Genomic DNA, 14491 nt, shown 5'->3' with positions numbered 1-14491 from the left:
TTCCTTTTGTATATATTTTGCTTTTAACACAATTAGTCTTAATTTTACTTAATATTAACTTATTTGTAGATTAACTTGCGAAATTTCAGGGTCAAATTTGAAATTTTGTTTAAAAAAGTAATGGGTATTTATTAAATTTGAAAGCTCTCCAGCCTATCAATCACTTTTTGGATAATCCAATCAGGCGTAGACGCTCCTGCACTCACTCCGCAGAGATTTTTCCCTTCAAACCATGCGCGCTCGAGTTCCAACTCATTTTCCACGAGATAGCTATCCTCGCAGGCGGTTTTTGAGATGAGATAAAGCTGCTTTGTATTTGAGCTGTTTTTGCCGCCGACTACAACCATCACGTCGGCTCTAACGGCTAAGTTTTTAACAGCTTCTTGGTTTTCAAAAGTAGCATTACAAATCGTGTTAAAAACACGTACCTCTTTTACGCGTAGCATCAAATAATTTACGATTTGCATAAATTTTTCTACTTTGCGAGTAGTTTGACTGATGACGGCTACTTTTTGCGCTAGTTTTACGCCCTCTAGCTCGCTCTCTTCTAGCACGACGAAAACCTTACCGATGGCATATGATTTCACGCCCTTTATCTCGGGATGTTTTTCATCGCCGAATATCACGATGTCGTAGCCCTCTTTGCTCATTTTCTCGCAAATTTGCTGAGGTTTGGTGACAAAAGGACACGTCGCGTCGATCACTTTTATATCGCTTTTTTTTAGCTCGGCTAGGTCGCCCTTTGTGATACCGTGCGTGCGGATGATTGCCTTTTTTTCGCCGTCGATTTCGCTTATCCCCTCAAGCGTTTTGACGTTAAAATTTTTATTTAGGCGGTTTATCTCGTCGTTATTGTGAATGATGGGTCCGATAGTTACGGCGTCCTTAGCGTTTTCGGCGATTTTTATAGCGCGCTTGACGCCAAAACAAAATCCGTAACTGCTAGCAAGCTCAATCTTCAACGCTAGCTCCAAGTTGTCTTAAAATCCCGCTAAAATTTGGAAACGAAGTCGCGATAAATTCGCTCTTTTCTATAACCATTCCGCATTTTAGCCCAAGCACCGCGAAACTCATCGCGATACGGTGATCGCCGTTGCTATCTATAATAGCGCAGTTTGCCTCGCCGCCTTTTACACTAAAGCCGTCTTCAAATTCTTCGACTTCAAGTCCGCATTTTCGCAACCCTTGCACCATGATCGCGATGCGGTCACTCTCCTTAACGCGAAGCTCTTTTGCGTTTCTCACGCTACTCGTGCCCTGCGCGTTTGCAAATGCGATGGCGAGCGCTGGCACCTCATCGATCAGCCACGAGATATTTTCGCTCACGTCCACAGCCTTTAGCGGCGCGTACTTTATCTCGATCTCGCCGATACTTTCGTATGTGCCGGAAGTCTCTTTAAACGTTACTTGCGCGCCCATTTTGGCTAAAATTTTAAAGGCCTCCACGCGTGTTTTATTTAACAGCATATTTTTTAGCACGATGTGGGAATTTGGGATTATCGCTGCGGCTACGGCAAAGAAAAATGCCGAGCTAGGGTCGTTTGGAACGCAAATTTCAAGCGGTTTTAGCGGCGCGTTCATCGGTTCAACCTTGACGCCGCAGGGTAAAATTTGCAAACTAGCACCCATGCCTTTTAGCATGCGCTCGGTGTGATCGCGACTAAGCTCGGGTTCGCTAAGCTCGCAGCCGTTTGACTTTAGTCCCGCCAAAATCAGAGCCGATTTTACCTGCGCGGAGGCGATTTTGCTATCAAATTTAAAATACTCCAGCTTCTTGCCGCGGATCGCCAAAGGCGCGTGATCTCCGCCGTTTGCACCGTCTATCTTAGCGCCGACGCTGATCAGCGGTTTAGCCACGCGCGCCATCGGACGACGATTTAAAAACTCGTCCCCGCTTAGCACGAAAAAACCCTCGCTAGCAGCCAAAAAGCCCATAAAAAGCCTCATAGCCGTACCCGAGTTTCCGCACTCTAAAACAACGCTAGGCTCTTTTAAATTTGCGCTCGGAGTTATGATTAGCTCGCCCTCTTTTTCCTCGATATGCGCGCCCAAATTTTTTACGATCTCTAGCGTATTTAGCGTATCCTCGGCCTTTAGATAGTTTTTCACGCGGCTTGGCTTATCGCTTAAAAGCGAAAATATCGCGCATCTATGCGAGATAGATTTATCGGCAGCGATGTTTTCCAGGCTCGCGCTTATCGGCGTTCTTAATGCGTAAACTTTCATCTTAGTCCGATATTTAAATTTTGCTTTAAAGCGTCCAAAATTTTATCCATTATCGCCGCTACTTCCTCGTCTTCAAGCGTTTTTTGTATGTCTTGGAAGTTAAATTTGACGCTGAGACTCACGTCGTCTCCGAGCTTTTCGTCTGAATATATATCAACCGGCGCAAATTCTTTTAGGCACTCGATTTTTAGCGCGTTTATGCACTCTTTTATCGCTTCAAATTTCATGGTTTTAGGCACGATTAGGCTTAGGTCTCTACTGATAGCCGGGAATTTCGAGTAAGCCTTGACGACCGCGCCTTCAAATTTAAGCTTTTCAAACTCTATCTCGCAAAGATATGTTCGCGGTAGGTCGCGCGCAGCCTCGACTCGCACGTCCACGCGGCCGATATAGCCCACGCAAAGGCCGTTTTGATAGATTTTCGCTTGTTCAAATTCGCTTAGATATTTTACGTCGTCGCACACTTTTAGCTCAAATTCGCCGACCGCGTTTCTAACGGCCGTTGCAAAGCCTAAAAAGTCGATATCGGCAGGTTTTGCGCCGTTTAGTAGGCTAGGCTCCCTCGTTAGTCCGCTAGCTACGAAGCCAAATCTCTCGCTTTGCTCGCCATCCTCGCTAAATACGCTACCGAATTCAAAAATTTTGACCGATTTTCGCTGATTTTTTACGTTTCGCTCGGCCGATTTTAGCAAGTGATTTGCAAGCGTCGACCTTAACGTGTTAAGCTCGCTATTTATCGGGTTAGCTATCTCGGCTTTGCAAGGCGCAAAACCGAGCGAGGCTAGCTCGCTCGCATCGTCAAATACATAATGCACGCTCTCGAAAAATCCGGCCGCAGCGGCTTTTTTACGCAAATTTAGCGCATTTTTGTAGCCTACAAAGGTATCGTTCATACGGTTAGCTTCGCTGAAATTTAGCGGCTTTGAGGCGATATTATCGATACCGACCATTCGCACGATCTCCTCGCACACGTCCTGCGCATTTACGATATCGTGGCGAAATAACGGAACTTTGGCATTCGCGCCCTCTTTTTCGGCGTTAAAAGTTAGGCTAAATCCAAGCTTTTTAAGTATCCTTACGACGTCGTTTTGAGCGACTTCTTGACCGATCATTTTTTGCATTTCGCTCATCGTAAAGCTCACGACCTTGGGTTCGCGCGTCATTACGCTTTGCTGAGAGCCCGCATAAAGCGCGACCGATTTTAGCGCGGCTAGTTGTTTAAATAAAAAATCGGCTCCAAAACCTACGTTTGGCTCGCTACCTCTTAGCGAGCGGTAAGTCTGCGCTTGGCGCGGCATTTGCTTATTCTCGTAGACGGTGGTCGCGATGACTTCCGGGTCTGTGTAGCTAGCCTCAACTATGATTAGTTTGCTGTTTTCGTCAAGTCTGGCCGCATCCGTCTGATACACGCCGCCAATGCCCAAAAGCTCGCCGCCGGCTAAAATTTCAGTCGCCAAATTTGCGCCCTTTTGCAGATCAAAAACCACACGCTCGTCGTCCTTTTTGAGCTTGGCGTAGTCATACGCGCTAAAAAGCACGCCGGTTGAATGCGTAGCGTAGTCTAGCAGGCGCTCGATGCGGTTTTGTTTATCGCACTCAATCAACGCCAAACGGATCTTCATCAGCAAATTTTCGTCAAAATACTCTTTTATCTCAAAGGCTCGGTATTGAAAGCTACTTTGTAAATTTTCCTCGGCGTGGATAGCTAAAATACGCCCGATACCAAGCAAATTTTCACCCTCTTCGTATCTGGCGGCATCTTTTAGCGGCAGATCAAGCGCAGCCGATAGATCCCTCGCTACGCCGTATACGCTCAGGCAGTCGCCGCGGTTTGGCGTTAGCTCGATCTCGATGATGTCGTCGTTTAGTAGCGGATATTCGCAAATTTCCTTACCAAGTTTTAGCTCGCCGATACTTTCATCCAGCGGCATTATACCGTCGTTTGTTTTTACGAGGCCTAGCTCGACGGATGAACAAATCATACCGTTTGACTCGACGCCGCGTAGTTTTGCCCTCTTTATCTCTAGGCCGCTTGGCATAACGGCGCCTGATAGCGCCACCGGCACGAACTGTCCGGCCTCGACGTTTTTAGCGCCGCAGACGATTTGTAGCGTCTCGCCGCCTACGTCTACTTGACAAACGCTTAGTTTCTCGGCGTTTTCGTGTTTTATCTTGCTTTTTACGTAGCCTACGACGATGTTTTTAGGTACCCTGATCTCTTTAAAGCTATCGACCTCAAGCCCGATCGAATTTAACGTCTTTAGCAGAGTTTCGCTCGTTACGCTTGAGATGTCCAGCCATTCATTTAGCCAATTTCTTGAAATTATCATTTAAACTGCTCCAATAATCTTAAATCTCCCTCGAAAAGCGAGCGCAAATCAGGAATTTGATGAAGCAGCATCGCAAATCTCTCGACTCCAAGCCCAAATGCGTATCCGCTCACGTTTTTGTAGCCCACAGCCTTAAAGACGTTCGGATCTACCACGCCGCATCCTAGTACCTCGAGCCAGCCCGTTTGCTTGCATACGCGACATCCGTCGCCGTGACAGAAAATACAGCTGATATCGACCTCCGCGCTAGGCTCCGTAAACGGAAAAAAGCTAGGGCGAAAGCGCACTTTAACGTCGCCGAACATGTATTTTAAGAAATTTTCAAGCATTGATTTTAAATTTGCAAAGCTCACCGCGCCGCCCTCCTCGACTACGAGGCCTTCTACCTGATGAAACATCGGCGTGTGCGTTAGATCCATATCGCGGCGAAATACCGTTCCCGGCGCTATCATGCGAATCGGCGGCTTCTTGCTCATCATCGTGCGCACCTGCACCGGGCTAGTATGCGTGCGAAGGAGTCTAAAATCCTTAAAATAAAACGTATCTTGCATATCGCGCGCAGGGTGATATTTAGGCAAATTTAGCGCCTCGAAGTTATGAAAATCATCTTCTATCAGCGGTCCCGTCTCGAGCGAGAAATTTTGCATCATAAAGTACTCGATGATCTTATCCATCGTAGCCATCACGGGGTGCAGTGCGCCGGCACCCGAAGGCTCGTTAAACAGCGTTATATCGATGGCCTCGGCCTTCATCTTGGCTTTTATCTCGCCGCTTTCAAGCTCGGTTTTTTTAGCCGCTAAAAGCGCTTCAAATTCGTCTCTTAGCTTGTTTAAATTTGCCGCAAATTCCTTCTTGGTCGCTTCGTCCATATCCTTAAGCTTAGCAAACTCCGACGTGATCGCGCCCTTTTTGCCCAGTAGCGCGACGCGAATCTTGTCTAAATCCGCCAAATTCCCGCATTTTGCGATACTTTCTCTATACTCTTGCAAGTTTTTACCTTTACTGAATTTTAGGATAGATTGTAGTCAAAATTTAATAAAATCTGCCTAAAAGGCGGGAAATTTTAACTTTTACTTGTTATAATTAAGCCAAATTTTAACCAGGAGAAAATCATGACGATATTTGAAAAAATCGTAGCGGGCGAAATACCTTGCAACAAAGTACTAGAAAACGACAAATTCCTAGCCTTTAACGACATAAATCCAAAGGCTCCGATTCATATTTTGATCATCCCGAAAAAGCATTTTGAAAATTTCCAGGAGATGGACGGGACGCTGATGGGTGAGATGACGAAATTTATCCAAGAGGTCGCGGTGCTGATGGGCGTGGATAAGAGCGGATACCGCCTAGTTACAAACTGCGGCGAAAATGGCGGTCAAGAGGTCATGCACCTGCACTTTCACTTGCTAGCCGGAGCAAAACTAGGCTGGGTAGATACCGCGACCGATCCGCAAAGCACGTTTTAAATTTTTAAAATTTACGCTCTAAATTTGAGCTTAATTTTGACTTAGCGAGCCGGCCGCAAGCACGGCAAGCTCGCTAAATATCCAAAAAGACCGCCGCTTCTGCTAAGTCGAGCGGTCAAATAATATTATTTCCTAGCCGCTCTAACCGCGTCTAAAAGCGTTTCAAAGCCAACTTTGCTCGAATTTTCCACGTCTTTTAGGATTTCTACTCCGGCGGCGTTATCCTTGCTGCTGTCTGCGAAAATTTTGATCGCCTTATCAAGTCCGCTATGGACGTTTTCGTGGTCGTGCGAGATGTCTTGGATGATTTTTACGTCTTTTACTATGACGTTTTTAACCTTCTCGTTAAACCACCTACCGAAACGGCAGCTACCAACGCTTGGTACGCCGTCAAATTCGCCGTTTAAAACGGCTCTATAGCCATTTAGTTTCATATTTATATGGTCGATTTTGCCGTTACTGACGTTTACTTCGCTTGTTACGTTTAGGGCTTGATTTAGGATGTTTTGCGTATTTTCGTTCACGCTTGCGATAGTGCCTTGAAAATCGCTCAAAACGCGCATCACGTCGCCCGAAATTTTAGAGAAATTTTCGCTCATTCCTATCATCGTATTTGAGCTTTGTTTAAGTCCGTTTATATTCACCTCGACTTCGAGAGTGGCTTTTTGCGTGCGTTCGGCGAGCTTTCGCACCTCATCGGCCACCACGGCAAATCCGCGTCCGTGTTCGCCCGCGCGAGCCGCTTCGATAGCTGCGTTTAGAGCTAGCAAATTCGTCTGATCCGAGATGTCTTTGATGAGATTTATAATCTCCACGATCGACATCACGCTGTTATTTAGCGACGAGGCGTCGTTTTGCAAGTCGCCGCTCATTTGCTGGACGTTTTGCATAGAACTAACGATAAAGCTCGTCTGCTCGCGCAACTCGCCCGTCTTAGTAAACGTTAGGTTATTTAGCTCGTTTATGTCTTCTAGTATTTCTAAATTTTCTTCCATCGTGCCTTGCAAGAAATTCATACCGTCGGCATAGCTGGCTATTAGCAGCTTGACTGCTTCGGCTTGCGGTTTTGGCGCGTTTTGCTCGCTCGCCGCACTTGATCTTGCCGCTTCCAGCTCGCTTTGCAGTTGCTTTATCTGCGCTTTTAGATTTTCGTTTTCCTGCGATAGAGCCGCATTTTTGCTCTCTAGCTCTTTTTTATAGCCGCTTCCAAACATCCTTTCCTCCTTAAAATTTTCGTAATTATAATTAAATTTTTGCCAATGGGTGATAAAAATTTAAATTTATTTTATAATATTTTTACTCCTTAATCCATTTTTTAATTTCATCAATCCATTCTGGTGTTTTAAAATTATCCTTCTTAGAGGCTATTTTAACATATTGTTTAGCAAATTCTATTTTTCTATATCCGTTATCTTGATCAAAAAAGTCTTTTAATATCTGCCTATCATCATCTCTTAAATTAAAACAAAAATACGAATTTAATGATATGTCTTTAAAATTCTTTTCATCTTCAAGTATGGCTACGATATGTTTATTTTCGGTATACGTTTTTAATGTTTCAATAAAAACAGTACCGTCCAAACATTCCTCTATTTCCGTTTTCATTTCATAATCATTGCTGCTTACATCAACCAAAGATGTTCTTTGATTTTTACTGTTATTCAAAATTCTTTTTGCTACCATATTTTTTATACTACTATCGCAAATAAATTGCTCACTCTTTCCGTCACTATCTATTAAACAACATATTTTACCCTTCATATTGTCTTTTTCTGACGTCGGTAGCCTTAGATAGTTATAAATTTTTATAACTTCAGAAGCTCCACCAACCGGCAATATTCTTAAATTATTCTTTTTCACCAAGTCTTTAAAATAGAAGTCAAAATAAATTTTATCGGAACTGCCCTCACAAATTAACCAATTATATGGTTCATCAAGCCTTACCGATGAAACGATTGATTGAACTAAATCGTAAATGCTTTTAAGCTGGATATCGCTTGGCATTTGAGTATAGTCTTGATTTCTAATTTGCCTTAACTTCTCCCTATAATTATATAAATCAAATGTATTAAATTTAAATTCAAGACTCTCACTTGCATTTTTCTTTGTTAGAAAGTGTGCATTTGCATTAATTGCAACCGGCAAAAAACCGTACCAATGAGTAGTTACGACAACTTGTGCTTTGCATTGAGAAATTTCTATTAGTTTTTCAAATTGAGTAAAATTTTTTGATAGATTCAAAGATGCCTCTGGTTCATCTATGGCTAGTATAACCTCTTTATGCTCTATGATTTGACTGTCCAATAAAGCCGCAGCTACATCTATAAGTGCCTGTCTTTTTTCTCCTGAACTTAGTCTTTCTGCTTTTATTTTGTCGTCATCAACTATTTTGTGTAAAATTCTTATCGAAAAAAATAACTCAATTACCTTATCTATTAATTCTTTCATAGTAATATTAATTCTATTTGATGGGCTCTTATAAGCATAAAGCTTAAGTTTTTTCTCCAAGTCATCGACAAAATTATTCAAATCTTTATTAATACCCTTTAAATTTCCCTCTCCAATGATTTTTGCTATTTTAGTACCAATGTCTGTTCCAATTAATTTTTGCATATTATCAGTTTCAAGTTTTGTAAACTCTTCTATTCCAGCTTCAACAGGCATATAAATATATGAGTAATAGTCCCAAGCAATATAGTTTAAATACTTAAAATCTTCTCTAAATTTTTTATTTTCATTTTCTTTTTGGCTATTAAATTTAATATCAAACAATTTTGCAATAATGCTATCAAAAGAACCAAAATAAGCATTATAATCATCCTTATAGGCATTACCTGAAATGATTAAATAATGACTTTCTTGATATGAGCGATCAATTTTTCTTAAATCATTAACCAAATTTTTTGCCTCAGTACTTTTGCTACCAAGATCATTCTCAACACTTTCAAAATTCCACAAATATGCATTAATCTCCTTTACTTTGCCAACAAAGTCATTATGTATATCTTTGTTCTCTTTAATGATTTTATCAACTATATCCTTTTTTAATAGTTGTACAATTACCACATACGGCGTATTTGCATCTGTAGTACTTGCGCCCTTTGTAATATTCCACTCTCTGCCATTAAAATATGTATCAAGCGCTTCTAAAATTGAGCTTTTTCCTACACCATTATCACCAATATATGCTATAAAATTATGATTAGTAGTAACTGGTATGTATTTAACCCCGCCATATATCTTGTAATTCTTTAATAAAATCCCAATAATCATCTCAACCATCCTTGATTTTTCAGCCACCCGTTTAAAATTTCAATCTGCGCGGCGACGCTCTCATTTGCCGTGCCTCCTTGCGACTTGCGCGCCTCCTTAGAAGCGTTTAGATCAAGAAATTTAACCGCATCGCCGCCCAAGCTCTCATCCACGCTTGCAAGCTGCTGCGCATTTAGCTCGCTCAAATCCAGACCCAAATTTTCCGCATACGCCACGGCTTTACCCGTGATGAAGTGCGCCTGGCGAAACGGTACGTTTTTCTCCCGCACGAGAAAGTCCGCCAGATCGGTTGCCGTGAGGTGCCCTCGGCGCGTCATTGCTAGCATATTTTGCTCGTTAAATTTAGCCGTTTTTAGCATCTGTCTTAAAATTTCAAGGCTAGCAAGCGCGGTGGCGACGCTATCAAAAACCCCCTCCTTATCCTCTTGCATGTCCTTGTTGTATGCTAGCGGCAAGCCCTTCATCACCGTTAGCAGCGCGACGAGATTGCCGTTTACGCGCCCAGTTTTGCCTCGTATTAGCTCGGCGACGTCGGGGTTTTTCTTCTGCGGCATGATCGAGCTGCCCGTGCTGTAGGCGTCGCTGATCGTGACAAAGCCGAACTCCTGCGAGCTCCACAAGATTAGCTCCTCACACAGACGCGATGCATGCGTCATCAGCACGCTTACGTTAAACAAAATCTCAAGCGCAAAATCGCGGTCGCTGACGCTATCCATTGCGTTTGGCGTCACTCCCGCAAACCCGAGCTCCTGCGCGACCAGCTCGCGGTTTATCGGATGCGGCGTGCCGGCAAGCGCGGCGGAGCCCAGCGGACAGAGGTTGTTTCGCTCGCGCGAGCTGGCAAAGCGCTCGTAGTCTCGGCGAAACATAAACGCATAAGCGAGCAAATGATAGGCAAGGCTCACGGGCTGGGCGTGCTGAAGGTGCGTGTAGCCTGGCATCAGCGTGTCTGCGTGCTCGCTTGCGATATCTCGCAGAGCCTCTACTAGCTCGCGGATTTTTTCGGCAACCTGCGCGCCGCTTTTGAGCACGTAGAGGCGAAAATCAAGCGCGACTTGATCGTTTCTGCTGCGCGCAGTGTGCAGCCTACCGCCAAGATCGCTTCCGATAAGCTCGCTTAGGCGCTTTTCGACCGCCATGTGGATGTCCTCGTCGGCGGTTTTAAACTCAAATTTACCGCTTTTTATCTCCTCAAACACGGCGTCAAGCCCCACGACGATCTTTTCGCTCTCCTCAGGCTTTAAGATCCCGCAGGTACCTAGCATCCGAGCATGAGCTTTGCTGCCCGCGATATCCTCCTGCCAAAGCGTCCTATCAAAGCCGATCGAGGCGTTAAACTCCTCCAAAAGCGCCGAACTCGCCTCGCTAAAGCGCCCCTCCCACATTTTTTTCACGCTCGCTCCTTCGTTTAAATTTTCGGTGATTTTATAAAATTTAAGCTAAAATAGCGCAAAATTTCGGCCTTTTGAGAGGAAAAACGATGATCGAGATGTTTTTATGTTCCTATTTTGCGGGCGCGGCGACGCTTTTTGAGGACTATGCGAAGCAAAATATCCGCGCTAAAGAGGTGCTTTTTATCCCGACGGCGGCAAACGTAGAGGAGTACCGAGACTACGTGGACGAGGCGAAAGAGGCGTTTGTCAAAATGGGGTTTGAAGTCCAAATTTTAGACGTTTCAAAAGCGAGCGAGGTCGAAGCAAAGGCAAAGATCGGCGCGGCGAGGGTGCTTTACGTAAGCGGCGGCAACACATTTTATCTTTTGCGCGAGCTCAAAAAGAAAGGTCTAGCAACCCTCATCACCGGTCGCGTCCGAAACGGCGAGCTCGTATACGTGGGCGAGTCGGCGGGCGCGATGATCGCGGCGCCTAGCATAGAGTACGCGAGCGTGATGGACGATGCGGGCGACTACGGAGCTGCGGCGCAAACGGGGCTTGATCTGGTGAAATTTTACCCCGTGCCGCACTACGGTGAGGAGCCGTTCGTGCAAAGCGCGGCTGAAATTTTAAAAGCTTACGGCGGCACGCTAAATTTGACGCCGATAAATAACGCCGAAGCGATCGCGGTGCACGGCGATAAATTTGAAATTTTAGGACGGTAAACTGCGGCGCTAAATTAAAATTTACGCTTGCGTTCGCGCATAAGGCGCAAGGCAGAATTTAAATTTATGCGCGACAAGCCGCTAACGGATAAATTTAATCAAAAGGGTCAAAATGAAAATATTACTGATTAACGGCGGAGCGCCGTTTAACGGCAATGGCGGCAAGCTAAGCAAAACATTGCACGATCTAGCAAAAAGGACGCTAGAGTCGCTAGGACACGAAACGCGCGAAACTACGATACATGAGGGCTACGACCTAGAGGGCGAGGTGGAGAAATTTCTATGGATGGATGCCGTGATCTGGCAGATGCCCGCGTGGTGGATGAGCGAGCCTTGGCTAGTCAAAAAGTACGTAGACGAGGTGTTTATGGGCGGCATAGGCAAGATCGTGGCAAACGACGGACGGCACAGCGCGAGTCCAAACGACGGATACGGCACCGGCGGGCTGATAAAGGGCAAATCGCACATGCTAAGCGTCACATGGAATGCGCCGCTTCAGGCGTTTGACAGGCCCGGAGATTTTTTCGAGGGCGTGGGCGTGGACGGCGTTTATTTACATTTTCATAAAGCCAACGAGTTTTTAGGCACGAAAAGGCTGCCTACATTTATCTGCAACGACGTCGTTAAAAATCCCGACATTGAGCGTTTTACGAGGGATTACGAAGCGCATTTAAGAAAGGTTTTCGGCTAGAGAGCGATAGGCTACCAAGCGATCTTTTTGATGCGGTTTTGGCTAATGAGTAAAGTCGATAGGTTTTTTACTCGAAAGTACGGCGAGGCGTTTAGCGCGTTTTGGATGAAATTTAAGTTTAAGGAGCATTTATGGAGTATTTCAAGCCGTTTTTCGTAAAGATCGGAGAGCGCGCCAGAGATGACGATCGTACGAGTGCGCACGAGCAGATCATCGTGCCGCTACTGCAAAACGTGCTCGCCGCCTACGTCTATAACGGGCGCAAAGATAGTATCGTGGGGGCATTCGGTAGCGTTGAGCACCCGCTAAACTTAAGCGAGTTTAGTTTTATCGTGCGCGAGCGGAGCAAATTTCGCCTCGATCTAGCGCGCGAATGCGTAAACGGTGCCGAGATTTTTTGGAACGCCTGCAGCTTTAGGCGCGGCTCAGTCGTCGTTTTGCTTGAGGGCGAGTTTGATCCGGCGCCTATTTTACGCCGCTGCACCGAGATAAGCATAGACGAAACGCCAAATATGGGTAACAGCCCCGCGGCGACCAAGCTTGCCAAGCGTGCGATGAGCGAGGGGCGGATCGCCGTGCTTTTTAGCGCGTCAAACGGGATAGAGTGGATGGACATCTACGCTCCTGAGGCTGTTCAGGATAAAATTTCAAAGCTTGCGGATGAGATAAACGGGGACGAAATTTAAAATATACGCTTTACGACCTTGCAGGAAAACGAGTCGTCAAATTTAATGACGCAAGCACAACCGTATGTAGCTATAAGCTTTAGACGAGCGGCAGGCGGCAAAAACTCAAACAAAACGCACCATTTAGAAAAAGCTAAATTATCGTGCCTCAAGCATTATCAGATTTAATAAAAGCAATGTCTGTGGGAGGGCAGTCGTCAAATTTGCAGATAAATTTCTTTTGCCTCTTGTGCCGTTAAATTTACAAAGCAAAATTTGCCGCCCAAAGCTCAAATTTGAAGGCCCGATCCGAAAAACAGTGCGGCTTAAATTTACCGCCTCATCTTTCTGCCGATTAGCGCAAAAATCACGATCACGCCGGCGATCATCAGCCCAGCCTTGACGTAAAACGCCCTCCTCTCGCGCACGGCTTCAGGCGAGCTGGTTTTGAGCCGCACCTTGACGCTCATGCCGCCCGCGACGATGCTTAGCGTATCGCCAGCCATGCCTTTTAGCTTCACGCTTAGCGTGTTCGTGCCACTTTGCGCGACCGCAGGCGTCATAAAGCCCGAAGCCTTGTAAGAGTAGCGCGTCATGAGGTCGTTGCAGTCTTTGGGGCGGAAAAATATCTCGTAGGTCTTGTCCGCATCCACGCCCAGCACGTCGCCGTCACGCGCGTCAAAATACGGATTTTGCGGAGTTTTGGTTTTAAAGATCCATTTTATCTGCTTTACCTGCGAGCCCGCATTTTGCGCGCTTTGATTTCGCGCACCTGCTTGCTCATAGCTAAAAACCGCCTCATACTGCGCGCCAAAGTCAAAAACCTCTCGCGAAAAAGCGGCAAACTGCTTGGACGAAAATTTGGAGTTTATGTCGTTGGCGCTCGTGATGACGTGCAAATTTTGGATCTTTCGGCCGTCTTTAAATATCTCGAAATCTTTAAATTTGACCTCGCCAGTGTTTGCGTTAAACTCGATACTGACGGGATTTGCCGTGATCTTGCACTCAGGGAAAGGATCCGGGATCTCGCCGCTAAAATAAGGCGTTACCGCGGTGGCGTCCGGAAATTTGACGTAGGACTTCATCGAGCCCGTGAAGTTGTCAAATTTGGAGTCTTTGATTTTTAGATTTTTATCGGCACAGACGTTGGTATAAAACCGCCCTGCGCCCGTATCGCTCGCACCCCTAGTGCAAAAGGCGTTAAGCCGCGAGTTGCCCATCTCAAAGACGAAGGCGTTAAATTTGTCCTTGGACGCGAGCGCGTAGCCGACCTCATCGACGCTCAAATTTAAAAACGCAAAGCGGTGATAGATCGCCGCAAACAGCCCGTCCACCGCCTCTTTAAAGTCACTTTTATAGGCGATATTTTCAAGCACTAGAGTTGATTTGTAGCCTACGGCCAGGGCTCTATCGGCCGGAGTCGCGCCGCTAAATTTCGTCCGGCCGGCCGCCTCGTCGTGCCCCATATATTCGTTTTGGGCACTGTATTCGGCGTGATTTTTAGCCGCCTGGCTTAAAATTTGATTTGGTTTTAGGGAGGAGAGTCCGGAGCCGCGGCGGTACTCGTTTAGATACGCGACTGCATCGGAGTCAGGAACAAAAGAAAACTCGGGCTGCTTGGCGGACTTTAGCGCGGAGCTTTGACTCTGCCCGCCAAAGATATCGCAACCCGAGAGAAAAAAGGCGCAGGCTAAAAGGCCGAATTTAAGCCCGCGTTTTACAAAGTAAATTTTCAACCAGCG

General features: G+C 45.7%; 11 protein-coding genes and 1 pseudogene. 4 read left to right on the top strand and 8 right to left on the bottom strand.

The features are described from left to right. Positions 1 to 131: 131 nt before the first annotated feature. The 4 genes from CSHOW_RS02975 to pheS are packed head-to-tail and all read right to left on the bottom strand — an operon-like array spanning position 132 to position 5545. Positions 132 to 962 carry a 4-hydroxy-3-methylbut-2-enyl diphosphate reductase gene (locus CSHOW_RS02975; RefSeq protein WP_002948360.1) on the bottom strand — a complete coding sequence of 277 codons (831 nt, stop codon included), beginning with the start codon at positions 960 to 962 and terminating at the stop codon, positions 132 to 134. Beyond that, entirely contained in the window at positions 952 to 2226 is a 1275-nt protein-coding gene (gene aroA, locus CSHOW_RS02970) for a 3-phosphoshikimate 1-carboxyvinyltransferase (RefSeq protein ID WP_002948358.1), read from the bottom strand. The genes CSHOW_RS02975 and aroA overlap by 11 nt, the downstream gene beginning before the upstream one ends. Then, the gene (gene pheT / locus CSHOW_RS02965; protein ID WP_002948357.1) at positions 2223 to 4556 is read right to left on the bottom strand and encodes a phenylalanine--tRNA ligase subunit beta; all 2334 of its coding nucleotides are present in this window, start codon (positions 4554 to 4556) and stop codon (positions 2223 to 2225) included. Before pheT ends, aroA begins: the two co-directional genes overlap by 4 nt. Next, positions 4553 to 5545, bottom strand: a complete 993-nt coding sequence (gene pheS, locus CSHOW_RS02960; protein ID WP_002948353.1) for a phenylalanine--tRNA ligase subunit alpha — start codon at positions 5543 to 5545, stop codon at positions 4553 to 4555. Before pheS ends, pheT begins: the two co-directional genes overlap by 4 nt. 123 nt (positions 5546 to 5668) lie before the next feature. Between pheS and CSHOW_RS02955 the strand changes: the two genes are divergently transcribed. Then, entirely contained in the window at positions 5669 to 6022 is a 354-nt protein-coding gene (locus CSHOW_RS02955; RefSeq protein WP_002948350.1) for a histidine triad nucleotide-binding protein, read from the top strand. Between the two features lie 125 nt (positions 6023 to 6147). Here the strand turns inward: CSHOW_RS02955 and CSHOW_RS10635 are convergent. The 3 genes and pseudogenes from CSHOW_RS10635 to argH all read right to left on the bottom strand — a co-directional run. Further along, a pseudogene (locus CSHOW_RS10635) lies at positions 6148 to 6843 on the bottom strand (methyl-accepting chemotaxis protein); the annotation flags it as partial. 475 nt (positions 6844 to 7318) lie between these two features. Continuing rightward, positions 7319 to 9295: an AAA family ATPase gene (locus tag CSHOW_RS02945; protein WP_002948346.1), complete on the bottom strand. Its 1977-nt coding sequence runs from the start codon at positions 9293 to 9295 to the stop codon at positions 7319 to 7321. Then, positions 9292 to 10680, bottom strand: a complete 1389-nt coding sequence (gene argH / locus CSHOW_RS02940) for an argininosuccinate lyase (protein WP_039895217.1) — start codon at positions 10678 to 10680, stop codon at positions 9292 to 9294. The genes CSHOW_RS02945 and argH overlap by 4 nt, the downstream gene beginning before the upstream one ends. 95 nt (positions 10681 to 10775) lie before the next feature. On the opposite strand from argH, the gene CSHOW_RS02935 reads away from it, so the two are divergent. From CSHOW_RS02935 to CSHOW_RS02925, 3 genes are all read left to right on the top strand, one after another. Next, positions 10776 to 11393 carry a Type 1 glutamine amidotransferase-like domain-containing protein gene (locus CSHOW_RS02935; protein ID WP_002948343.1) on the top strand — a complete coding sequence of 206 codons (618 nt, stop codon included), beginning with the start codon at positions 10776 to 10778 and terminating at the stop codon, positions 11391 to 11393. A 112-nt stretch (positions 11394 to 11505) separates the two neighbouring features. Next, positions 11506 to 12084, top strand: a complete 579-nt coding sequence (locus CSHOW_RS02930) for an NAD(P)H-dependent oxidoreductase (protein WP_002948341.1) — start codon at positions 11506 to 11508, stop codon at positions 12082 to 12084. 131 nt (positions 12085 to 12215) lie between these two features. Then, on the top strand, positions 12216 to 12770 hold the full coding sequence (locus CSHOW_RS02925; protein ID WP_002948335.1) for a hypothetical protein: 555 nt from the start codon (positions 12216 to 12218) through the stop codon (positions 12768 to 12770). Between the two features lie 311 nt (positions 12771 to 13081). Here the strand turns inward: CSHOW_RS02925 and CSHOW_RS02920 are convergent, their stop codons facing one another. Beyond that, on the bottom strand, positions 13082 to 14485 hold the full coding sequence (locus CSHOW_RS02920; RefSeq protein WP_002948326.1) for a CAP domain-containing protein: 1404 nt from the start codon (positions 14483 to 14485) through the stop codon (positions 13082 to 13084). Positions 14486 to 14491: the final 6 nt, after the last annotated feature.

This window comes from Campylobacter showae (assembly GCF_004803815.1).
Classification (GTDB): domain Bacteria; phylum Campylobacterota; class Campylobacteria; order Campylobacterales; family Campylobacteraceae; genus Campylobacter_A; species Campylobacter_A showae.
The sequence above is the reverse complement of the archived record's forward strand: the minus strand, read 5'-3'. Positions and strand labels throughout refer to the sequence as shown.